The sequence below is a fragment of the Streptomyces sp. NPDC025793 genome (assembly GCF_055558375.1).
Window position 1 is genome coordinate 1 of sequence record NZ_JBVHMR010000010.1, and the last position, 22,484, is coordinate 22,484.

The following is a 22,484-nucleotide window of genomic DNA, read 5'->3' on the forward strand; positions in this document are numbered from 1 at the left end:
GACTCAATTTGCTCGACCGTCAGCACATCAGCACACAGTCACATCAACGACAGGCGACGTTGATCGTCACCCCAGATGCGGTTGCAGTACTAGGCCGTGAAGTAGTCCGCCAGCACCGGCCCCAGCACCTCCGGCTCCACCATGTGGGTCTGCCCTTCCAAGACCCGGTGGGAGCCCTGGGGCACGGTGTCGGCGACCGCGAGGGACGCCTCGCGCATCCACGCAGGACTCGCCCCGCCCGCGACGGACAGCACGGGCACGGAGATCGCGGCGAGCTCCTCCCGGGGGAGCAGCCCGTCGCCCATGACCGTGTCGTCGTACGCGAGACTCGGGGCGACGGCCTCCATGCCGGCCCACATCGGCGAGTCGCGGGCGCCCCGGATCATCTCCTCGCCGAGGCCCGTCAGCCGCAGGAACAGCTCCACCGCGTCGCCGCGCCGGCCGGCCGCGAGCGCCTCGGTCAGGGCCCGCTTGTACGCGGCCTCCCGCTCGGCCCCGCCCTGGAGGAAGTCGGCGTACGGCACCTCGTACACGGCCACCCGGCGCACCGGCAGCCCGCTCGCCGCCGCCCGCAGCACCAGCGCGCCGCCCGAGGAGACCCCGAACAGCGCGGCGTCCCCGCCGACCGCGTCGATCAGCGCGGCCAGGTCCTCGACCTCGCGCGCGACCGCGTACGGCGCCGTGTCGTCGCTCGCCCCGCGGCCCCGGCGGTCGTAGACGACGGCCGTACAGCGGTCCGCGAGCCGCGCGGCCAGGGGCGCCACGGTGCCCCCGGTGGACATCGCGCCGCACACCAGGATCACCACGGGCCCCTGGCCGGTCACTTCGTACGCGAGGGCGGTGCCGTCGCGTGACGTGGTCTTCTTGTCCATGCCGGTGCAGACTGCCGCACCGGCCGGTACTCATCGCTCACGACACGTCGGTGCCGCGCAGATCATGACACTTCGGGCTCGTAGAAGCAGTAGTGGTCCTTGATGCCCGCCACCTCCGGCTTCGGGTCCGGGTATGCCCAGACCAGGTCCGGCGCGTCCGCCAGGGACCAGTAGGACGCCGTGCCCTTGAAGGGGCAGACGGTGTGGGTGTCGGAGGGCGTCAGCAGGTCGAGGCGTACGTCCTCGGCGGGGATGTAGTACCGCGGGGGACAGCCCGTCTCGCGCAGCACCAGGGGTCGGTCGGTCTCCGCGAGCACCAGGTCTCCGTGCACCACGCGCACGTGCCGCTCGCCCTGCTCGATGGTGATGGTGTGTCCTTCGGCCATATCAGGGAAGCACCGCCGGGCGCCCGGTTCTTCCCGGGCACGGCCCGCGATCGGCCCGCGTACGGTGGGGCCATGAACATCTGTGTCTTCCTGTCCGCCGCCGACCTCGACGAGCGTTACACGCGCCCCGCGCGCGAGTTCGCGGAACTGCTCGGCAGGGCCGGTCACACGCTGGTCTGGGGCGGTTCCAACGTCGGCCTGATGAAGGTCGTCGCCGACGGTGTGCAGGAGGCGGGCGGCAGGCTGCTGGGCGTCTCCGTGGAGTTCCTCGCGAACAAGGCGCGCCCCGGCGCCGACGAGATGGTCATCGCCCCCGACCTCGCCGAGCGCAAGCGGCTGCTGCTGGAGAAGGCCGACGCCGTGGTGATCATGGTGGGCGGCACCGGCACGTTGGACGAGGCCACCGAGATCCTGGAACTGAAGAAGCACGGGCGCACCGACAAGCCGGTCGTCCTGCTGAACACCGCGGGCTTCTACGACGGCCTGGAGACGCAGTTCCGCCGCATGGAGGCCGAGGGCTTCCTGCCGCGCCCGCTGGCCGAGCTGATGTTCTTCGCCGCCGAGCCGGCCGCCGCGCTGGCCCACCTGGAGTCCGCGACATGAGGCACCGCCGCGGGGGCGGGCGGCCGCTGATGCGAGCATGGCGGGCATGGCTACACATGTGATCACCGGCGCCGGTTCCGGCATCGGCGCCGCCGTCGCCCGCCGTCTGCACGCGCGCGGGGACGAACTCGTCCTCCACGCGCGCGACGCGGGCCGCGCGAAGGAGCTGGCGGCGCAGTTCCCCGGCGCCCGCACGCTGGTCGGCGACCTCGCCGACCCGGACCGCCTCTCCTGGGCCTTCTCGCACCAGACCCTCCCCGACCGCGTGGACTGCCTCGTGCACGTCGCCGGGGTCGTCGACCTCGGCGGGGTCGGCGAGCTGACCCCCAAGTCCTGGCACCACCAGCTCAACGTCAACCTGATCGCGCCCGCCGAGCTGACCCGGCACTTCCTGCCCCAGCTGCGGGCCGCCCGCGGCCAAGTGCTCTTCGTCAACTCCGGCGCCGGCCTGAGCGCCCACGCCAACTGGTCCGCGTACGCCGCCTCGAAGCACGGTCTGAAGGCCCTGGCGGACTCCCTGCGCCACGAGGAGCACGCGAACGGCGTCCGCGTCACCTCGGTCTACCCCGGGCGCACGGCGAGCCCCATGCAGGCGAAGGTGCACCAGCAGGAGGGCAAGGACTACGACGCCGGGCAGTGGATCGACCCCGAGTCGGTCGCGACGACGATCCTGATGGCCCTGGACCTGCCGAGGGACGCGGAGGTCAACGACCTGACGGTACGGCCGGGGCGCTGACCTCGACGGTCCGGGGCGCGCAGCTCCCCGCCGCGGCCACGGCATACCCTGCCGAGGTGAGTGAGAACACCCAGTTCAGGTTCCCCGCGGCCACCGGCGTCGGATCCATGCCCGGTGGGGACGCCAGGGAAGCGGCCAAGACGGTCACCGGCAGCTTCGAGGACTTTCCGCACCTCGCCGAACTGCCCGCGCGCGGGCCGGGCGCCGACATGATCGGCCGCAGTGCCGGCCTGCTGGTCGAGTTGTACGCGCGCGTGGAGCCCAGCGGCTGGCGGATCGGCGACCGGCCGGGCCGGGACACCAAGCGTGCCCGGTCCTGGCTGGGCGAGGACCTGGACGCCCTGGAGGAGTTCACCCAGGGCTACGAGGGCGACCTCAAGGTGCAGGCCGTCGGCCCCTGGACGCTCGCCGCCGCCCTGGAGCTGAAGAACGGCGAGTCCGCCCTCTCCGACCCCGGCGCCTGCCGCGACCTCGCCGCCTCCCTCGCCGAGGGGCTGCGGCTCCACCTCGCCGAGGTACGGCGCCGTGTCCCCGGCGCCCGCCTCGTCCTCCAGCTCGACGAGCCCACGCTCACCGCCGTCCTGCGCGGCCAGGTGCGTACCGCCAGCGGCTACCGCACCCACCGCGCCGTGGACCGCCAGGTCGTCGAGGCCACCCTCCGGGACGTCATCGCCGTACACGGCGGCGGCCCCGTCGCCGTCCACTCCTGCGCCCCCGACGTGCCGTTCGCCCTGCTGCGGCGGGCCGGCGCGCACGCCGTCTCCTTCGATTTCTCGCTGCTCACCGAGCGTGACGACGACGCGATCGGCGAGGCCGTCGAGGGCGGCACGCGGCTGTTCGCCGGTGTCGTGCCGGGCACGGACGGCCCATTGTCAGACCCTGCCGGTAGCGTCATGGGTGTCAGGACGCTGTGGCGCAGGCTGGGGCTGCATCCGGGGCTGCTCGCGCAGGCCGTCACGGTGACCCCGGCGTGCGGTCTGGCGGGCGCCTCCCCGGCGTACGCACGCCAGGCCCTCGCCCACTGCGTCCGGGCGGCGAGATCCCTCGCGGACAACCCAGAGTAACGGGAGGACAACACGGTGGCCGGCGACAAGCAGCAGGCGGAGACGGCAGTGCCCGCCGAGGCACGGGACAAGCACGCGCAGCTCGCTGAGCAGATCGAGGAGCACCGCTTCCGGTACTACGTGAAGGACGCTCCCGTCGTCAGCGACGCCGAGTTCGACAAGCTCCTGAAGACTCTGGAGGCCCTGGAGGAGCGGTATCCGGAGCTGCGCACCCCGGACTCGCCCACCCAGAAGGTCGCGGGGTCGTACGAGACGGAGTTCACCGCGGTCGAGCACCGCCAGCGCATGCTCTCCCTCGACAACACCTTCAACGACGAGGAGTTGGCCGCCTGGGCCGACCGCGTCGCGCGCGAACTCGGCGACCAGGAGTACCACTTCCTGTGCGAGCTGAAGGTCGACGGCCTCGCGGTCAACCTCACCTACGAGCACGGCCGCCTCACGCGCGCGGCGACCCGCGGCGACGGCCGTACCGGCGAGGACATCACGCCCAACGTCCGTACGATCACCGAGATCCCGGACCGGCTGCACGGCGACGAGGCCCCGGACCTGGTGGAGATCCGCGGCGAGGTCTACTTCCCGATGGAGAAGTTCCTGGAGCTGAACGAACGCCTGGTCGCCGCCGGTGACAAGCCGTTCGCCAACCCCCGCAACGCCGCCGCCGGTTCGCTGCGCCAGAAGGACCCGCGCGTCACCGCCACCCGCCCGCTGCACATGGTCGTCCACGGCATCGGCGCCCTGGAGGGCTTCACGGGCATGACCCGGCTGTCCCAGGCGTACGACCTGCTGAAGACCTGGGGCCTGCCCACCTCGCCGCACAACCGGGTGGTCGACGACCTCGACGGCGTACGGCAGTTCATCGCCCACTACGACGGCGAGAACCGCCACTCGGTGGAGCACGAGATCGACGGCGCCGTCGTCAAGCTGGACGAGATCCGCCTCCAGGGCCGACTCGGCTCCACCGCGCGGGCCCCGCGCTGGGCGATCGCGTACAAGTACGCGCCGGAAGAGGTCAACACCAAGCTCATCGACATCAAGGTGGGTGTCGGCCGCACCGGCCGCGTCACGCCGTACGCCCAGGTGGAGCCGGTCACGGTCGCGGGCAGCGAGGTCGAGTTCGCCACCCTGCACAACCAGGAGGTCGTCAAGGCCAAGGGCGTCCTCATCGGCGACACGGTCGTCATCCGCAAGGCCGGTGACGTCATCCCGGAGATCCTCGGCCCGGTGGTCGACCTGCGGGACGGCGGCGAGCGGGAGTTCGTGATGCCGGCCGAGTGCCCGGAGTGCGGCACGCCGCTGCGGCCCATGAAGGAGGGCGACATCGACCTCCGCTGCCCCAACGCCCGTACGTGCCCGGCCCAGTTGCGCGAGCGCGTGACCTACCTCGCGGGCCGCGAGTGCCTGGACATCGAGGGCTTCGGCGCGGTGGCCGCCGCCGCGCTCACCCGCCCGCTGGAGCCGGCCGACCCGCCGCTGGTGGACGAGGGCGACGTGTTCGACCTGACGGTGGACAAGCTGCTGCCCATCAAGGCCTACGTCCTCGACCCCGACAGCGGTCTGCCCAAGCGTGACCCCAAGACGGGCGAGGAGAAGGTCGTCACCGTCTTCGCTAACCAGAAGGGCGAGCCGAAGAAGAACACCCTCGCACTGCTGGAGAACATCGAGGCGGCCAAGCAGCGCCCGCTGGCGAGATTCCTCAACGGACTGTCCATCCGGCACGTCGGACCGGTGGCCGCGCAGGCCCTCGCCCGCGAGTTCCGCTCCATCGACCGTATCGAACAGGCCAGCGAGGAGGAGCTGGCGGCCACCGACGGCGTCGGCCCGATCATCGCGACCGCGCTCAAGGAATGGTTCGCCGAGGAGTGGCACCGGGAGATCGTCCGCAAGTGGAAGGCCGCCGGAGTCCCGCTGGAGGACCAGTCCACCGGCGAGGATGAGGGGCCGCGCCCGCTGGAGGGGCTCACCGTCGTCGTCACCGGCACGCTGGAGAACTTCACCCGGGACGGCGCCAAGGACGCGCTCCAGAGCCGGGGCGCGAAAGTGACCGGATCCGTATCGAAGAAGACGTCGTTCGTCGTTGTGGGTGACAATCCCGGCTCGAAGTACGACAAGGCCATGCAATTGAAGGTTCCGGTCCTGAACGAGGACGGTTTCGCCGTCCTCTTGGAGCAGGGCCCGGACGCCGCGGCCGAAGTCGCGCTTCCGACCGAGGAGTAGCGGTTGAAGGCCACCCGATCGGCGCATATCAGATGCATACGGGTGGCCTGGGCGCATTCGGGCAACCGTCGACGACCGGTGCCCGTGGAAGCCTTCAGCGGCCTACTGTTGAGGTGTGCGCCTGCCGTGCCCAGCTGCGGTCGGGGCATTCCCGTGCGCTCCCAAGGCGCGGGGAACGTTTCTTCAACGCGGAGCCGCTGATGGGTGTCGGACATCGGGCCGCGTGGCGTGGGCACCGCCGGGTGTGAGAGGGACGGGAATGGAACCGACCGAGAGCGTCGCCCCGGACTCACGGCTGCGTCTGCGCCGTCGCGCGGGTGCCTGGCGGGGGACCCGGTGGGCGGTACGGGCGGACGGGCGTGCGGCGGGCCGGGTCCGCCGGGCCGGTCCGGGCGCCGTCGCCGAGGCCCGTCCGCCGATACCCGTGACAGCCGTCGAACCGGCCCGCGGCCTGACCGGGCCGGGCGGGACCGGGACGGGAACCGACGCCGGCCCGGCCCGGCGCCTGCCCTGGCCCGCCCTGCCCGCGGCCCTCGTGGCCGGCGGCGCCCTCGTCCTGGCCGCCGGCTTCTACCGCGCCTTCGCCGGTCACCACGCCCTCTTCCCGGGCGGCACCGTCGGCTGGTCGCTGGCCCTGCTCACCGGCGTCATCGTCGGCCACCTCGTCATGCTGGGCCGCGCCCGCTGGTGGGGCGGCACCGGCTCCGGCGCCGCCCTCACCCTCGCCGTCCTGCTGCTCTACGGCTGGGTGCCCGCCGGGATGGTCAGCCTCACCGTCGTCGTCCTGGTCGGCATCGCCCGCCGCCACCGCTGGCGTCAGGGCGTCCTGCACGGCGCGGTGGACCTCCTCGGCATCGGTGCCGGCGCGCTGCTCCTCGGCGCGTTCGGCCGGGTCCCGAGCGTCGAGACTCCCTGGCGGCCGGAGAGCTGGAGCATCCCCACCGCGCCGGAGGTCGTCCTCGTCGCCGGTGTCTACCTCGCGGTCAGCCGCGGCCTGTTGTGGTACCTGCACGCTCCGCGCGACGGCAAGGTGCCCACCGTCGACCGGGCGTCCCTGGTCCGACAGGGCCTGCTCGCCGTCGCGCTGCTCGGCATCGCGCCCCTGCTGTGTGTCGTCGCCGCCGCCCAGCCGATCCTGCTGCCGCTGTTCGCGATCCCGCTCATCGCCCTCGACTCCACCCTGTGGATGGCCCGCGCGCGGGCCGAGGAGCAGCTGCGCGACCCGCTGACCGGGCTGCCCAACCGGCAGTGGCTGCTGGAGCGGATCTGGACCGCGCTCGACGACGCCGAACGCATCGGCGCCCGCTCCGCCCTCATGCTGATCGACCTCGACCGCTTCCGGTCGGTCAACGACACCCTCGGTCATCTCGCCGGTGACCGGCTGCTGCTCCAGATAGCCGACCGGCTGCGGCTCGCCCTGCCGCGCGGAGCGGAGGCCGCGCGGCTCGGCGGCGACGAGTTCGCGGTCTTACTGCCCGTCGCCGACTCCACCACGTCGGCCACCCGTGTCGCCCGCGCCCTGGTCGCCGCCCTCAGCTCCCCGCTCGACCTCGACGGCCTCACCCTCGTCCTGGAGGCCAGCGCGGGCGTCGCCGTCTTCCCCGACCACGCCCTGGACGCCGAGGGACTGCTGCGCCGCGCGGACGTGGCGATGTACCAGGCGAAGCGCGACCGTACGGGCGTCGAGGTCTACGAGTCCAAGCGGGACTCCAACACTCCCGACCGCCTCGGCCTGCTGGGCGATCTGCGCCGGGCGCTGGACGCGCACGAGGTGCAGCTGCACTACCAGCCCAAGGTCCGCTTCGACGGCCAGGTCGCCGGCCTGGAGGCGCTGGTGCGCTGGGTTCACCCGGAGCGCGGGAAGGTGCCGCCGGACGAGTTCATAGCGATCGCCGAGTCCTCCGGGCTGATGCCCCATCTGACGGAGTACGTGCTGGAGACCGCGCTCGGGCAGGTCGCCCGCTGGCGGGCGCAGGGGCTGCGGGTGCCGGTGGCCGTGAACGTCTCCCCGCGCGACGTGCACACGCCCGGCTTCGCCGGCTCGGTCGCGGCGCGGCTGGCCCGGCACGGGGTCCCCGCGGTAGCGCTCCAGCTGGAGATCACCGAGCACGTCCTGCTGGAGGACCCGCAGCGCGCCGCCGACACCCTCGCCGGGCTCACCGGGCACGGCGTGAAGATGTCGCTGGACGACTTCGGCACCGGGTACTCGTCGCTGGTGCATCTGCGGCGGCTGCCGGTGAGCGAGCTGAAGATCGACCGCTCCTTCGTGGCCCGGCTGGCCGTCGACACCGAGGACGCGGAGATCGTGCGCTGCACGGTCGACCTGGCGCATTCGCTGGGGCTGCTCGTCGTCGCCGAGGGCGTGGAGGACGACGAGACCTGGGAGCGGCTGCGGGACCTGGGGTGCGACGCGGTGCAGGGCTGGCTGGTCGCCGCCGCGATGCCGCCGGAGGAGACCACGGCGTGGCTGCTGGCGCGGGGGTCGCGGGGATGGCAGCGGCCGCGTGCGGCACTCCCCAGCGCCGAGTGACCTCCCCGCCCGGCGCCGCCACGGCGCGCTGGAGTGGCTGACCAGGGGCCGCGCCGGCCGATCTGTCGGTGATCGTCCTGCGCGACGGCGGCACGAAAGCCGTCGCGTCCGGGATCCACTTCGCCCCCGAGGTCGTTGTACTGATCAGTGCCGGACTGCTCTTCGCGGTCCGGCCCCGTACCGGCCGACTCCACACAGCCGACTCCACACAAGGGGGATGTGCGATGTCTCTGTTCGTGCCCAGGTTCGACGACACCGTGGTGGTCCGGGACGCCGGGGCCGAAGTCGTCGGTCAGGCGCCCACCGGCGTCAAGCTGCTCGCCGACAGCAGTGCCAGCGGCGGCGCGCTGTCCACGGTCCGGGTCACCCTCGCCGAGGGGGCCGACGGCGCCAGACCGCATGTGCACCACAACTCCGCCGAGATGTTCTTCCTGCTCGACGGCGCCGCCGAGTTCCTCTCCGGGGACGACGTGGTCACCGCCGGGCCCGGGGACCTGATCATCGTCCCGCCGGACCGGCCGCACGCCTTCGCCGCGGCCCCCGGCAGCCCGGCCGACATCCTGATCGTGATCGCGCCCGGCGTCGAGCGCTTCGAGTACTTCCGCCACCTCCAGCGCATCCGCCTCGGCGAGGTCACCCCGGAGAGCCTGCTGGAGGTCCAGGAGTTGTACGACAACCACTTCCTGAGGAGCGACGCCTGGGACGGCCGGCACCGCTGACGACACCGCTGACGCCCGCAGCCCGGGAAACCGTTTCACGGGCACCGGGCCCCGCCCCATAGGATTGGGGACTGGCGTCACATTCCCGCCTGCCGCGCGACGCCTGGCACGCACGCTCGCTGCGTTGCCGAATCGCCCACGTGGCTCCGCCACGAGGGCGCTCCGGCGCCTTGCGATCGCACGCGCCAGACGCCGCGCGACCCGCCCTTCGGACGGACGGCGGAAAGGTGACGTCAGCCCCCAGCCCCAAACCACACACACTCACCCCAGAGGATCGCTGCATGCCTGGCATCACGCGCGAGGAGGTCGCCCACCTCGCCCGGCTGGCGCGTCTGGAGCTGAAGCCCGAAGAACTCGACCACTTCGCGGGACAGCTGGACGACATCATCGGCGCGGTGGCCCGCGTCAGCGAGGTCGCCGACCAAGACGTACCGCCGACCTCGCACCCGCTCCCGCTGACGAACGTCATGCGCGCGGACGAGGTCCGTCCCTCGCTCACCCCCGAGCAGGCGCTCTCCGGCGCCCCGGCCCAGGAGCAGCAGCGTTTCAAGGTGCCGCAGATCCTGGGGGAGGAGTGACCGACATGACGGACAGCACCATCATCAAGCTCACGGCCGCGCAGATCGCCGAGAAGATCGCCTCCGGCGAGCTCACGGCCGTCGAGGTCACCGAGGCCCACCTCGCCCGCATCGAGGCCGTCGACGAGAAGGTGCACGCCTTCCTGCACGTCGACCGCGAGGGCGCCCTCGCCCAGGCCCGCGCCGTGGACGAGAAGCGGGCCCGCGGCGAGAAGCTCGGCCCGCTGGCCGGCGTCCCGCTCGCGCTCAAGGACATCTTCACCACCGAGGGCGTGCCCACGACCGTCGGTTCGAAGATCCTGGAGGGCTGGATCCCGCCGTACGACGCGACGCTCACCAAGCGGCTCAAGGCCGCCGACGTCGTCATCCTCGGCAAGACCAACATGGACGAGTTCGCCATGGGGTCGTCCACCGAGAACAGCGCCTACGGCCCGACCGGCAACCCCTGGGACCTGACCAAGATCCCCGGCGGCTCCGGCGGCGGTTCCTCCGCCGCCCTCGCCTCCTTCGAGGCTCCGCTCGCCATCGGCACCGACACCGGCGGCTCCATCCGCCAGCCGGCCGCCGTCACCGGCACGGTCGGTGTGAAGCCGACGTACGGCGCGGTGTCGCGGTTCGGCATGGTGGCGTTCTCGTCCTCCCTCGACCAGGGCGGACCCTGCGCCCGTACGGTCCTGGACGCGGCCCTGCTGCACGAGGTCATCGCCGGGCACGACCCGCTCGACTCCACCTCCATCGACGCCCCGGTCCCGGCCGTCGTCGAGGCCGCCCGCAGCGGCTCGGTGCGGGGCATGCGCGTCGGCGTGGTCAAGCAGTTCCGCGGCGAGGGCTACCAGGCCGGTGTCATCCAGCGCTTCGACGAGTCCGTCGAGCTGCTGAAGGAGCTGGGTGCCGAGATCGTCGAGCTGGACTGCCCGTCCTTCGACCTGGCCCTGTCGGCGTACTACTTGATCGCGCCCTCCGAGTGCTCCTCCAACCTCGCCCGCTTCGACGGCCTGCGCTACGGCCTGCGCACCGGCGACGACGGCGGGCACTCGGCCGAGGAGGTCACCTCCCTCACCCGTGAGGCGGGCTTCGGCCCCGAGGTCAAGCGCCGCATCATGCTCGGCACGTACGCCCTCAGCTCCGGCTACTACGACGCGTACTACGGCTCCGCCCAGAAGGTCCGCACGCTCATCACGCGGGACTTCGAGAAGGCCTTCGAGCAGGTGGACGTGATCGTGTCCCCCACGACGCCCACCACCGCCTTCGCGATCGGCGAGCGCGCCGACGACCCGATGGCGATGTATCTCGCGGACCTGTGCACCATCCCGACCAACCTGGCGGGCAACGCGGCCATGTCCCTGCCCTGCGGCCTCGCCCCGGAGGACAACCTCCCGGTGGGCCTGCAGATCATCGCCCCGGCGCTCCAGGACGACCGGCTGTACAAGGTGGGCGCCGCCGTCGAGGCCGCCTTCGTGGAAAAGTGGGGACACCCGCTGCTGGAGGAGGCTCCGTCGCTATGAGCAACGCACTGTCGAAGGCCAAGGGCTTCAAGAAGTCGAAGTCCGGCACGTACCTGTCCATGGGCACGACCGCGTTCGGCGCGATCGGTGTGGCCAAGCAGATCAAGAAGGCCCGCGCCGAGCACGACACGCTGCGCCTGATCGACGCCACCGTGTCCGCCGTCGCGATCGTCACCGGCCTCGCCATCCTCTACCGCGAGCTGAAGCGGCTGGGCGACGACGACGTCCTGCTGGGCTGAGAGGGAAGTTTTCACCGTGACCACCACGACCGACCTGGTGTCGTACGAGGACGCGCTGGCGTCGTACGACCCCGTCATGGGCCTTGAGGTCCATGTCGAACTCGGCACCAGGACCAAGATGTTCTGCGGCTGTTCGACCGAGCTGGGCGCCGAGCCCAACTCGCAGACCTGCCCGACCTGCCTCGGCCTGCCCGGCGCGCTCCCGGTCGTCAACGCGACCGGCGTCGAGTCCGCCATCAAGATCGGCCTCGCGCTGAACTGCGAGATCGCGCAGTGGTGCCGCTTCGCCCGGAAGAACTACTTCTATCCGGACATGCCGAAGAACTTCCAGACCTCCCAGTACGACGAGCCGATCGCCTTCAACGGCTACCTCGACGTGCAGCTGGAGGACGGCGAGTCCTTCCGCGTGGAGATCGAGCGCGCGCACATGGAGGAGGACACCGGCAAGTCCACGCACGTGGGCGGCGCGACCGGTCGTATCCACGGTGCCTCGCACTCGCTGCTGGACTACAACCGCGCGGGCATCCCGCTCATCGAGATCGTCACCAAGCCGATCGTGGGCGCCGGCGAGCGCGCCCCCGAGGTGGCGAAGGCGTACGTCCGTGAGCTGCGCGAGGTCATCCGTGCACTCGGCGTGTCCGAGGCCCGCATGGAGATGGGCCAGATGCGCTGCGACGTGAACCTGTCGCTGCGCCCGAACGGCACCGAGAAGTTCGGCACGCGCTCCGAGACGAAGAACGTCAACTCGCTGCGTTCCGTGGAGCGTGCGGCCCGCTTCGAGATCATGCGCCACGCGGCCGTGCTCTCCGGCGGCGGCACGATCGTCCAGGAGACCCGCCACTTCCACGAGGACACCGGGTCCACGACCTCGGGCCGCGTGAAGGAGGAGGCCGAGGACTACCGGTACTTCCCCGAGCCGGACCTGGTGCCGGTGGCCCCCTCCCGTGAGTGGGTCGAGGAGATCCGCGCCGCGCTGCCGGAGATGCCGCTGGCCCGCCGCACCCGGCTGCTCGCCGAGTGGGGCATCACGGCCACCGACATGCAGGCGATCCTCAACGCCGGTGCGCTGGACCCGATCGTCGCCACGATCGACGCCGGTGCCGACGCGGCCTCCGCCCGCAAGTGGTGGATGGGCGAACTGGCGCGCAGCGCCAACGAGACCGGCACGTCCCTGGACGAGCTGGCCATCACGCCGCAGCAGGTGGCCCGGGTCACCGAGCTCGTCGCGAAGGGCGACCTGAACGACAAGCTGGCCCGCCAGGTCATCGAGGGCGTACTCGCGGGCGAGGGCACCCCGGACGAGGTCGTCGACAAGCGCGGTCTGAAGATCGTCTCGGACGAGGGCGCGCTGACCGCCGCCGTCGAGGAGGCCATCGCCGGCAACCCGGGCGTCGCGGACAAGATCCGCGGCGGCAAGGTGGCCGCGGCCGGCGCCCTGGTCGGCGCCGTCATGAAGGCCACCCGGGGTCAGGCCGACGCGGCCCGCGTCAAGGAGCTGATCCTGGAGAAGCTGGGCGTCAGCGAGGGCTGAGCCCACGCTGTGTATGGCTGTGCGCGGCCCCGGAGGCATGTCCTCCGGGGCCGTTCGCATGCCTGCCGGGCGCAGGCACTACGCTCGCCCGCCATGAGCACACGTACCGATTCCGACACCGGACCCGCCATAACCGAGGCGGAGGACGAGGCGGACCACGTCGAAGACGCCCGCCGGGCCCGCTGGCTGGCCGTCGGCACCGCTGTGCTGCTGACCCTCGCCGGGCTCGCCGCCTCGCTGTTCAAGCTCACCGGCGCCGCCTCCGCCCGCGTTCCCGCCGCCTACGGCCTCGGGGCCGCCGTGTGCGCCCTCGCCGCCGCGCTCGGGGCCAGGGGCCGTACCCGCAGGGCGCTGTGGCTGATGATCGCCGGGACGATGGTCATGGCGCTGGGGGACCAGTCCGACTGAAGACCTCAGTAAGTGCCCGATAAAGCGACAGAGTTCGCGGGACTGTCTGTGACCTCCCTCCCAGTCGTGTGAAGAAGCCCACGAACACGGCAAAGGATCACATTCGCCTGCAAGAGTGTCTTGCGCTTGCTCATCCGTTCTTTGCGGGCTGTTCAGTTCATGGACGATTGTTCCCGGCCAAAGATCCACACATCGCGATTCTGGGAGCACGTCCGTGGCAGACCTCGCCCGTTGGTGTGTCCGGCACCGGTTGATCACCGTGCTGCTGTGGCTGCTCGCCTTCGGCGGGGTGAGCGCGGCCGCCGCCGTCGCCGGGACGTCCTACTCGAACGACTACGCGGTCCCGGGCACCGAGTCCGGCCGGGCGGAGCACCTGCTCAAACAGGGCTTTCCGGGGCTGGGCGGGGACAGCGACACCGTCGTGTGGCACACGGGCGGCGAGACCGTCCGCGCCGCCGGCGTCGAGCAGACCATGACCCGCACCCTCGACCGGATCGCCGCCCTGCCCGGCGTGGCCTCCGTGTCCGGCCCGTACGGCCCCCAGGGCGCCCACCGGATCAGCGCCGACGGCCGCACGGCCTACGCCACCGTCACCTTCACCCAGCCCTCCGAGGAGATCGGCAGGTCCGAGGCGCAGGCCGTGGTGAGCACCGCCAAGGCCGCCGCGCACGACGGGCTCCAGGTCGAGCTGGGCGGCGGCGCGATCGGGCTCACCGCGTCCCCGCGCGAGCACACCGCCGAACTGGTCGGCGTGCTCGTCGCCGCCGTCGTGCTGTTCCTCGCCTTCGGCTCGCTCGCCGCCTCGGCCCTGCCCATCGCCACCGCGCTGGTCGGCGTCGGCACCGCGTACTCCGGCATCGGGCTGCTCGGACACGCTCTGACCGTCGCCGACTTCGCGCCCATGCTCGCCATGCTGATCGGGCTCGGCGTCGGCATCGACTACGCGCTGTTCATCGTGACCAGACACCGGCGCGGTCTGAAACGCGGGCTGAGCGCCACCGAGGCCGCCGTGAACGCCGTGGCCACCACCGGACGGGCCGTCGTGTTCGCGGGTGCGACGGTGTGCATCGCCCTGCTGGGGATGCTGATCCTGCGCCTCGGCTTCCTCAACGGGGTCGCCGTCGCCGCCTCGTTGACGGTCGTGCTCACCGTCGCAGCCTCGGTCACGCTGCTGCCCGCCCTGCTGTCGTACATCGGTCCGCGCGCCCTCAGCCGCCGCGAGCGGCGCCGGCTCGCCGCGCACGGACCGCGCCCGGAGCTGCCCACGGGACTCGCCGCCCGCTGGTCGGCGCTGGTCGAACGCCACCCCAGACTGCTCGGCGCGCTCGCCGTCGCCGTCATCGCCGTCCTCGCCCTGCCGACCCTCTCACTGCACCTCGGCACCTCCGACCAGGGCAACGACCCGCGCACCTCCACCACCCGCAAGGCCTACGACCTGCTCGCCGAGGGCTTCGGACCGGGCGTGAACGGACCGCTCACCCTGGTGACCCGGGTCGACGGAGCCGCCGACAAGCTCGCCCTGGACAACCTCGACGACACCCTGCGCACCACCCCCGGCGTCGCCTCCGCCACCCCGGTCGCCTACGGCGCCGGCGGCGAGACCGCCTACCTCACGGTCGTCCCCGCCTCCGCGCCCCAGTCGCAGGACACCAGCGACCTCGTGGACCGGCTGCGGGAGCACGTCCTGCCCCGCGCGGAGGCCGGCACCTCCCTCGACGTCCAGGTCGGCGGAGTGACCGCCGGGTACGACGACTTCGCGGATGTGATCGTCGGCAAACTCCCGCTGTTCGTCGGCGCGGTCGTCGCACTCGGCTGCCTCCTGCTGCTGGTCGCCTTCCGCTCGCTCGGCATCCCGGCGAAGGCCGCCGTGATGAACATCGCCGCCGTGGCCGCCGCGTTCGGCATCGTCGTCGCCGTCTTCCAGTGGGGCTGGGGCAGCGAACTGCTCGGCCTCGGCCGGGCCGGGCCCATCGAGCCCTTCCTGCCCGTGATCATGGTCTCGGTCCTCTTCGGCCTCTCCATGGACTACCAGGTCTTCCTGGTCAGCCGGATGTACGAGGAGTGGCTGGAGACCGGCGACAACCGGCGCGCCGTCCGCGTGGGCCTCGCCGAGACCAGCCGGGTCATCAACTCCGCCGCGGTCATCATGATCTCGGTCTTCCTCGCCTTCGTGCTCAGCGGCGACCGGGTCATCGCCATGTTCGGCATCGCGCTGGCCTCCGCCGTCGCCCTCGACGCCTTCGTGCTGCGCACGCTGCTCGTGCCCGCCCTGATGCACCTGCTCGGCGCCGCCAACTGGTGGCTGCCCGCCTGGCTGGAGCGCCGCCTGCCGCGCATCAGCATCGAGCCGCCGGAGTGCCGCGGCGGACATGAGAGGCTCGGGGACGTCTCGATGGCACGGCTGGATGAGGAACAGGAACCCGATGTACGCGATATCCCTGGGCGATGACGGCGCCGAGCTGCGGCCGCTGGAGGTGTGGCACGCCGAGGAGGTCCTCGCCAACATCGACCGGGGGCGGGAGTTCATCGGCCGGCACGTCGGGCTGCCGGACGTGGTGTCCGACCTGGACGGCGCGCGTGCATGGCTGAAGGCGTACGCCGACAAGCGGGCCGCCGACGGCGGGAGTCTGCACGGCATCTGGCTGGACGGCACGCTGGTCGGCGGGCTGCTGTTCCGCGTGTGGGACACCCCGAGCGGCGTGTGCGAGGCCGGCTGCTGGCTGGAGCCGGCGGCGGCCGGGCGCGGACTGGTCACCCGGGGCCTGAGGGCGCTGCTGGACTGGGCGTTCGAGGAGCGCGGCATGTACCGCGTGGAGTGGCACGTCTCCTCGGCCAACGAGCCCAGCATCGGCGTGGCGCGGCGGCTCGGGATGACCCGTGAGGGCGTGCTCCGCGAGAACTACCCGCACCAGGGCGTGCGCACCAGCACCGAGATCTGGTCGGTGCTGGCCCCCGAGTGGCGCGCGGCACGCGCGCGTACCGGGCGGAACGATCATTAAGAAACCTCTCAGACAGCGTCCGTACGGTGCCGGGCATGGCAACGAAGACGAAGGAAGGCGCCGCGGCGCACAGTGACGCCGAGACCGCGGTGGAGGACGTGACCGCCGTCGAGGAGACCGCGCGGACGGGAACCGGCGACGAGCACCCGCAGCCCGAGGCGGACCGGGCGGCGAAGGAGGACCGGGAACCACAGGACGACGTCGAGCCGGAGGAGGACGCCGAGCCGGAGGCCGAGGTGCCCACGGGCGTCGGGCAGGGCGCCGGTGCCGTCGTCTCCGCCGCACTGGGCCTGGTCTCGCTCAGCGGCGGCTGGATCGGCACCGTGGCCGGGGCCCGCCAGCAGCTCGTCGGCCAGCTGCGGACCTCGTCCACGGCGACCGTCGCCAAGCAGATCAAGGCGGTCTACGGCGACGCCTGGCACAGCACCGCGATGTGGGCCGGAGTGTTCGCGCTGGCCGCGCTGCTCACCGGCGTGGTCGTGCTCGTCCGCCCCGCGTTCGGCGCCCCGGGCCGACCGCAGACGCCCTGGATCAGGTCGGTCGCCTGGGCGGGGGTCTCGCTCGGTGTCATCGGCCTGCTCCTGGCCGTCCTGAAGTACTCCGACGCACTGCTGGCCCTGCCCTCGGCGGGCTGAGAAACCGCAGGTCCCAGGGGCCTTAGGGAATCCCTGAGTACCTTACGGGCGCCCTGAGGCCCCTTACGCGTGCGTGCGGGCCGCGGGCGGGCACGAAGATGCGGAACTCTCCCGATGTGGCGCACCCCCCACGCGGACGAAGGTGGAGCCATCGCAGAACGCGAGGCACGACACCGACGCTCATCGAGCCTTCGACGCTCGCCGAGCCCGCACCGAGGGACACGTCATGATCGAGTTCGAGTACCACAAGATGCGCGCCGCCCAGCTGATCCGCACGGCCGAGGAGGAGCGCCTGGCCCGCTCCGTCGCGCGGGCCCGCCGCGCCGCCCGTCCCGCGGACCGGGCAGGCCACGACGGCACGGGTGCCGAGTCCCATACCGGGCGGGTCCGCCGGCACCGCCTCCCACGCACCGCGTGAACCCCGGGCCGACAGGCCGGGGCGGGACGGCGGAGGGCCGTACGGGGGTCGGCCGTCGTCCGTCCCGCCCCACAACTCACCCGGCCGGCGGTACGACCATCACACCGGACCTGTGGAAAACCGGTGACCCGCCACCCGGGCCTCGTGCGATGCTCGGGCCCGTGGAGACCAGGTCCGTCAGTCCCGTGTTCGTCGGCCGCGCCGACGAGCTGGACACGCTGAACGACGCGCTCGCCCGCGCCCGCGCCGGCGAGCCGCAGGCACTGCTGCTCGGCGGGGAGGCCGGGGTCGGCAAGACCCGCCTCGTCGAGGAGTTCGCCGCGGCCGCCGCGCGGCACGCGGTCGTCGCCGTCGGCGGCTGCGTCGAGATCGGCGCGGACGGGCTGCCGTTCGCCCCGTTCTCGACCGCGCTGCGCGCCCTGCGCGACGCCCTGCCCGAGCAGTTCGGCGCCGCCGCCTGCGGACAGGAGGAGGAGCTGGCCCGGCTCCTGCCCGACCTGGGCGAGGCCGGCGCCGGCCGGCACGACGAGCAGGGCATGGCCCGCCTGTTCGAGCTGACCGCCCGCCTGCTGGAGCGGGTCGCCGCCGACCAGCCGGTCGTGTTCGTCCTGGAGGACCTGCACTGGGCCGACGCCTCCACCCGCCACCTGCTCGCCTACCTCCTGCGCACCCTGCGCGCCGGCCGGCTCCTCGTCCTCGCCAGCTACCGCTCCGACGACATCCACCGCCGCCACCCGCTGCGCCCCCTGCTCGCCGAGCTGGACCGGCTGCGCACGGTCCGCCGGGTCGAGCTCGCCCGCTTCACACGCGAGGAGGTCGGCCGCCAGATCGCCGGCATCATCGCCGCCGAACCCGACCCCGACCAGGTCGACGACATCTTCGAACGCTCCGACGGCAACGCCTTCTTCGTCGAGGAACTCGCCGTCGCCGCCTGGGAGGGCTGCTGCACCGGCCTCACCGACTCCCTGCGCGATCTGCTCCTGGTCCGGGTCGAGGCGCTGTCCGAGCGCGCCCAGCGGGTCGCCCGGATCGTCGCCGAGGGCGGCTCCACCGTGGAGTACCGGCTGATCGCCGCCGTCGCCGGGCTCGCCGAGGACGATCTCATCGAGGCGCTGCGGGCCGCCGTCGGCATCAACATCCTCACGGTCACCGCGGCCGGTGACGGCTACCGCTTCCGCCACTCCCTGGTCCGCGAGGCCGTCGCCGACGACCTGCTGCCCGGCGAGCGCTCCCGGCTCAACCGCCGCTACGCCGAAGCCGTGGAGGCCGACCCGACGCTCGTCCCGGCCGACGCGCGCGTGATGCGCCTGGCCAGCTACTGGTACCACGCGCACGACGCCGCCAAGGCCCTGCCCGCCGTCCTGGCCGCCTCCGTGGTGGCCCGCCGCCGGCACGCCTACACCGAGCAACTGGGGCTGCTGGAGCGGGCGATGGAGCTGTGGGAGAGCGCCCCCGAGGACGTGCGCCGCGCCCTGCGCCCGATCGACTGCGCCGAGGTCTGCCCTCCCCCACTGCCCGAAGGGCATGGAGGGACCCCCGGCGGCTGCGACCCGGCCACCGCCCCGCTGCGCTACCTCGACCTGATGGCCGAGGCCGCCGTCGCGGGCCGCTTCGGCGGCGAGCGCGAACGCGCCCTGAAGATCACCAAGCGGGCGCTGCGCCTCCTGGACGAGGAGCCGGACCCCCTGCGCGCCGCCTGGTTCTGGATCCAGCGCTCCCGCCTGGTCCAGTCCCTGGCCCGCGGCGACGGCTGGCGGGAGCTGGCCACCGCCCAGGACCTGGTGCGCGGTCTGCCGCCCTCGGAGGTGCACGCCGAGGTGCTGGCCCTCGCCGCCAACTGGTCCATGCTGCACCGGCCCGGAGCCGAGGCCTTCGCCGCCGCCGAGCGGGCCGTGGAGTACGCGCGCATGGTGGGCGCCCGCGACACCGAACTGCACGCCCGCCTCACCCTGGCCGGCCTCCAGGTGGACGCCGGCGACTTCGAGACCGGCCTCGCGGAGATGCGACAGGTGCTGGCGGACACCGTCGCCGAGGGCGTGCGCCAGGTCGCGGGCCGCGCCTATGTGAACCTGCCGTCCGAGCTCCAGTCCGTCGGCCGCGACCGCGAGGCCGCCGAGCTGCTGCGCGAAGGCCTCGCCTACGCGCGCGCCCACGGGCTGCTGGACTCCGAGCCCTGGATGTGGTCCAACCTGTCCGAGTCGCTCTACGCGCTCGGCCAGTGGCCGCAGGCGGCCGAGGCCGCCGCGCACGCGGCCCGGGGCGGCCACAGCGCCCAGCCGCGCGGCTCGGGTGCCCTGCGCCTGGCCCATCTCGCGCTGGCCCGCGGCGACCTCGCCGAGTCCGCCCGGCACCTCGCCGCCGCCCGCGCCCACTACGGCACCCACGACCCCATGCCCCAGCACTCCCTGCCGCTGGCCCGTATCACCCTCGGCCTCGCCGCCGCGCAGGGCCGGGTCGCCGACGCCCGCACCGAGCTGCTCCGGGCCCTGGGCGCCGGATTCCCGCCCGGCACCCAGCGCTACGGCTGGCCCCTGCTGCTGGCCGCCGCCACTGCCGAGGCCGACACCCGCACCGTGCCCGCCGCCCGGCCCGGCCGCGAGGAGACCCTCGACCGGCTCCGCGAGACCGTCCGCGGACTCACCACGGGCGCCCCGCTCTGGCAGGCCTACGAGCAGTGGACCCGTGCCGAACTGCTGCGCGCGCAGGGCACGGACACCGCCGACGCCTGGTCGCCGGTCGTCACCGCCTTCGAGAGCCTGGACCGCCCCTACGACCTCGCCCGGGTCCGTCACCGGCTCGCCGGAGCCCTCCTCGCCGAAGCCGGCGGCGGGGACGACGAACGCGACCGCGCGGTGGAACTGCTCCGGCTGTCCGGCGCGGTCGCCGACCACCTGGGTGCCCGCCCCCTGGCCGACGCCGTCGCCCGTCTCGCCCAGCGCGCCCGCCTCACCCTGACCCGCGCCGCCCGCCAGGCCCCGGCCCCCGCCGACCCGGCCGCCGCCCTCGGCCTCACCACGCGCGAGCGGGACGTCCTGCGCCTGGTGTCGGCCGGCCGCACCAACCGCCAGATAGCCGAGGAGCTGTTCATCTCCCCGAAGACGGCGAGCGTCCACGTCTCCAACATCCTGGGCAAACTCGGCGTCTCGGGCCGGGGAGAGGCGGCGGCGCTGGCCCATCGGCTGGAACTGTTCCCGGCCGGGACCGCTCCTGCGCCATCGGCGGGCTGACTCGTACGCTGGAGAGAACCGGCGAGGGGGAGAAAGCGCCAAGAGGAGAGAGCACCAAGAGGAGAGAGCGGGGGAGAAGCCGTGTTCAACGCCTTCGAGGAACTGTTCGCGCCCGGCCGCAAGCACACCCGGGACGAGCAGAACCGCCTGGAGCTGACCCGCGAGGACGTCGGCGACGGCGATCCGGGGCGGGGGCCGATAGATCTGGCGTCCGGCAAGGTGGTCGTACGTCTGCCCGAGCCGCCGCCCGGAGAGGTGCCGCCCGGAGAGGTGCCGCCCGGAGACGTGCCGCCTGCCGAGGCGGAGACCGGGACCGAGGGCTAGCGACCGGCGGCCGGGTGCCCCCTCACCGCACCTGTGCCTCCAGTACCCGGTCGTCGCCCTTCTTCGGCGTGCCCCGGCCGTCCGTGTTGCTCGTCACCAGCCAGACCTTGCCGCCGCCCGCCGCGACGACCGTGCGCAGGCGGCCGTACGCGCCGGTGAGGAAGGCCTGCGGGGCGGCGGCCGCCGCCGTGCCCTTCAGCGGGATCCGCCACAGGCGCCGACCCTTCAGGCCCGCCATCCAGATCACGCCGTCGACGTAGGCGATGCCGCTGGGGGAGGCGTCGGCGGTGTGCCACTGGGCGAGCGGGTTCTGGAAGGCGGGGTCGGCGGACCTGCCCTCGGCGGTGGGCCAGCCGTAGTTTCCGCCGGGCTTGATCGCGTTCAGCTCGTCCCAGGTGTCCTGGCCGAACTCCGAGGCGAACAGCCGCTGCCGGTCGTCCCAGGCCAGGCCCTGCACGTTGCGGTGGCCGTAGGAGTACACCGGGGAGTCGGGGAAGGGGTTGCCCGGGGCCGGGTCGCCGTCCGGGGTGAGCCGGAGGATCTTGCCGCCCAGGGACTTCCGGTCCTGCGCCAGACCCCGCTCGCCGCTCTCGCCGGTGCCCGCGTAGAGCATGCCGTCCGGGCCGAAGGCGATCCGGCCGCCGTTGTGGACGGCACCCCTGGGGATGTCCTTGAACACCGTGTCGGGTGCGCCCAGTTGCTCGCCGGCCGGTTTCCGCTCGTCGTACCGGACACGGGCGATGCGGTTGTCCGAGGCGGTGGTGAAGTAGGCGTAGATCATGTGGTCCGAGGCGAAGCCGGGGGAGAGGGCGATGCCCAGCAGGCCGCCCTCGCCGCCCGCGGTGGCCCCGGAGACGGCGCCCAGCTCGGTCTTCTTCCCGGTCTTCGGGTCGATCCGGCTGATCGTCCCGTCGTCGCGGGAGGACACCAGCAGCCCGCCGTCGGGCAGCGCGGCAAGCCCCCACGGCGACCTCAGCCCCTCGGTCACGGTGCGCAGCACCTGCACCGAGCCCCTGGCCGGCGGCACCGGATCGGTGGCCGACGCGGAGGCGGAGGTGCCCGGCGCCGTGCGGCCCGGCTGCGCGGCGCCGTCGCCGGGGTACGGCGCACCACCGCCGGAGCACCCCGCGGTCAGCAGCAGGACGGCGGTCAACATGCCCGTCACGGCACGCTGTTGCACGATCGGGATCCCTCCGGACGGGGACGGGTTCGACACCCGCCAACCTCTCACATCCGCCGACTGCCCGGCTCCCGTGCGACTGTCCTGCGGACCGCCCGGGGGAGGGGTGCTCGGGCCGGGGGTTCACCGTGGCGCCGTGCGTCGGCCCGTGAGCTGCTGGGGGGTGGTCGCTCGGCCGCCCGGGTTCACCGCGGCGTGTGCGACTGTCCTGCGGGCTGCTCGGGGGAGGGGTGCTCGGGCCGGGGGTTCACCGTGGCGCCGTGCGTCGGCCCGTGAGCTGCTGGGGGGTGGTCGCTCGGCCGCCCGGGTTCACCGT

20 protein-coding genes are annotated in these 22,484 nt (G+C 72.9%); 17 read left to right on the forward strand and 3 right to left on the reverse strand.

Annotation, left to right across the window (positions count from 1 at the left end; genetic code table 11):
- Window positions 1–89: 89 nt before the first annotated feature.
- Window positions 90–872 carry an alpha/beta fold hydrolase gene (locus ACZ4MF_RS20215; protein ID WP_467493344.1) on the reverse strand — a complete coding sequence of 261 codons (783 nt, stop codon included), beginning with the start codon at window positions 870–872 and terminating at the stop codon, window positions 90–92.
- Window positions 873–934: 62 nt separating this feature from the next.
- The gene (locus ACZ4MF_RS20220) at window positions 935–1,258 is read right to left on the reverse strand and encodes a DUF427 domain-containing protein (protein ID WP_356037134.1); all 324 of its coding nucleotides are present in this window, start codon (window positions 1,256–1,258) and stop codon (window positions 935–937) included.
- Window positions 1,259–1,330: 72 nt separating this feature from the next.
- On the opposite strand from ACZ4MF_RS20220, the gene ACZ4MF_RS20225 reads away from it, so the two are divergent.
- The 17 genes from ACZ4MF_RS20225 to ACZ4MF_RS20305 all read left to right on the forward strand — a co-directional run bounded on the left by ACZ4MF_RS20225 (window position 1,331) and on the right by ACZ4MF_RS20305 (window position 20,988).
- Window positions 1,331–1,861 (forward strand): LOG family protein, encoded by a 531-nt coding sequence (locus ACZ4MF_RS20225; RefSeq protein WP_467493345.1) that lies wholly within the window; start codon window positions 1,331–1,333, stop codon window positions 1,859–1,861.
- A 37-nt stretch (window positions 1,862–1,898) separates the two neighbouring features.
- A complete protein-coding gene (locus ACZ4MF_RS20230; RefSeq protein WP_467493346.1) occupies window positions 1,899–2,597 on the forward strand; it encodes an SDR family oxidoreductase in 699 nt (232 codons plus the stop codon).
- 56 nt (window positions 2,598–2,653) lie between these two features.
- Complete coding sequence (locus tag ACZ4MF_RS20235; protein ID WP_467493347.1) at window positions 2,654–3,661, forward strand: methionine synthase; 1,008 nt, start codon at window positions 2,654–2,656, stop codon at window positions 3,659–3,661.
- 15 nt (window positions 3,662–3,676) lie between these two features.
- Window positions 3,677–5,875, forward strand: coding sequence for an NAD-dependent DNA ligase LigA (gene ligA / locus ACZ4MF_RS20240; RefSeq protein WP_467493348.1), 2,199 nt, complete (start codon window positions 3,677–3,679; stop codon window positions 5,873–5,875).
- Between the two features lie 259 nt (window positions 5,876–6,134).
- On the forward strand, window positions 6,135–8,405 hold the full coding sequence (locus ACZ4MF_RS20245) for a putative bifunctional diguanylate cyclase/phosphodiesterase (RefSeq protein ID WP_467493349.1): 2,271 nt from the start codon (window positions 6,135–6,137) through the stop codon (window positions 8,403–8,405).
- Window positions 8,406–8,629: 224 nt separating this feature from the next.
- On the forward strand, window positions 8,630–9,124 hold the full coding sequence (locus tag ACZ4MF_RS20250) for a cupin domain-containing protein (RefSeq protein WP_467493350.1): 495 nt from the start codon (window positions 8,630–8,632) through the stop codon (window positions 9,122–9,124).
- A gap of 281 nt (window positions 9,125–9,405) precedes the next feature.
- Entirely contained in the window at window positions 9,406–9,702 is a 297-nt protein-coding gene (gene gatC, locus ACZ4MF_RS20255) for an Asp-tRNA(Asn)/Glu-tRNA(Gln) amidotransferase subunit GatC (protein WP_006130840.1), read from the forward strand.
- A 5-nt stretch (window positions 9,703–9,707) separates the two neighbouring features.
- On the forward strand, window positions 9,708–11,207 hold the full coding sequence (gene gatA / locus ACZ4MF_RS20260) for an Asp-tRNA(Asn)/Glu-tRNA(Gln) amidotransferase subunit GatA (RefSeq protein WP_467493351.1): 1,500 nt from the start codon (window positions 9,708–9,710) through the stop codon (window positions 11,205–11,207).
- A complete protein-coding gene (locus ACZ4MF_RS20265; protein WP_158925082.1) occupies window positions 11,204–11,446 on the forward strand; it encodes a hypothetical protein in 243 nt (80 codons plus the stop codon). Before gatA ends, ACZ4MF_RS20265 begins: the two co-directional genes overlap by 4 nt.
- A 16-nt stretch (window positions 11,447–11,462) precedes the next feature.
- A complete protein-coding gene (gatB, locus tag ACZ4MF_RS20270) occupies window positions 11,463–12,977 on the forward strand; it encodes an Asp-tRNA(Asn)/Glu-tRNA(Gln) amidotransferase subunit GatB (protein WP_467493352.1) in 1,515 nt (504 codons plus the stop codon).
- A 93-nt stretch (window positions 12,978–13,070) separates the two neighbouring features.
- On the forward strand, window positions 13,071–13,385 hold the full coding sequence (locus ACZ4MF_RS20275) for a hypothetical protein (RefSeq protein ID WP_467493353.1): 315 nt from the start codon (window positions 13,071–13,073) through the stop codon (window positions 13,383–13,385).
- A gap of 214 nt (window positions 13,386–13,599) precedes the next feature.
- A complete protein-coding gene (locus tag ACZ4MF_RS20280) occupies window positions 13,600–15,834 on the forward strand; it encodes an MMPL family transporter (protein WP_467493354.1) in 2,235 nt (744 codons plus the stop codon).
- A complete protein-coding gene (locus ACZ4MF_RS20285; RefSeq protein ID WP_467493355.1) occupies window positions 15,809–16,384 on the forward strand; it encodes a GNAT family N-acetyltransferase in 576 nt (191 codons plus the stop codon). The genes ACZ4MF_RS20280 and ACZ4MF_RS20285 overlap by 26 nt, the downstream gene beginning before the upstream one ends.
- A gap of 35 nt (window positions 16,385–16,419) precedes the next feature.
- Entirely contained in the window at window positions 16,420–17,019 is a 600-nt protein-coding gene (locus ACZ4MF_RS20290; protein WP_467493356.1) for a hypothetical protein, read from the forward strand.
- 226 nt (window positions 17,020–17,245) lie between these two features.
- The gene (locus ACZ4MF_RS20295; protein WP_467493357.1) at window positions 17,246–17,437 is read left to right on the forward strand and encodes a hypothetical protein; all 192 of its coding nucleotides are present in this window, start codon (window positions 17,246–17,248) and stop codon (window positions 17,435–17,437) included.
- A 149-nt stretch (window positions 17,438–17,586) separates the two neighbouring features.
- On the forward strand, window positions 17,587–20,664 hold the full coding sequence (locus tag ACZ4MF_RS20300) for a helix-turn-helix transcriptional regulator (RefSeq protein ID WP_467493358.1): 3,078 nt from the start codon (window positions 17,587–17,589) through the stop codon (window positions 20,662–20,664).
- An 81-nt stretch (window positions 20,665–20,745) separates the two neighbouring features.
- Window positions 20,746–20,988, forward strand: a complete 243-nt coding sequence (locus ACZ4MF_RS20305; RefSeq protein ID WP_467493359.1) for a DUF6191 domain-containing protein — start codon at window positions 20,746–20,748, stop codon at window positions 20,986–20,988.
- A gap of 22 nt (window positions 20,989–21,010) precedes the next feature.
- Here the strand turns inward: ACZ4MF_RS20305 and ACZ4MF_RS20310 are convergent, their stop codons facing one another.
- Window positions 21,011–22,144: a PQQ-dependent sugar dehydrogenase gene (locus ACZ4MF_RS20310; RefSeq protein ID WP_467493360.1), complete on the reverse strand. Its 1,134-nt coding sequence runs from the start codon at window positions 22,142–22,144 to the stop codon at window positions 21,011–21,013.
- Window positions 22,145–22,484 lie beyond the last annotated feature (340 nt).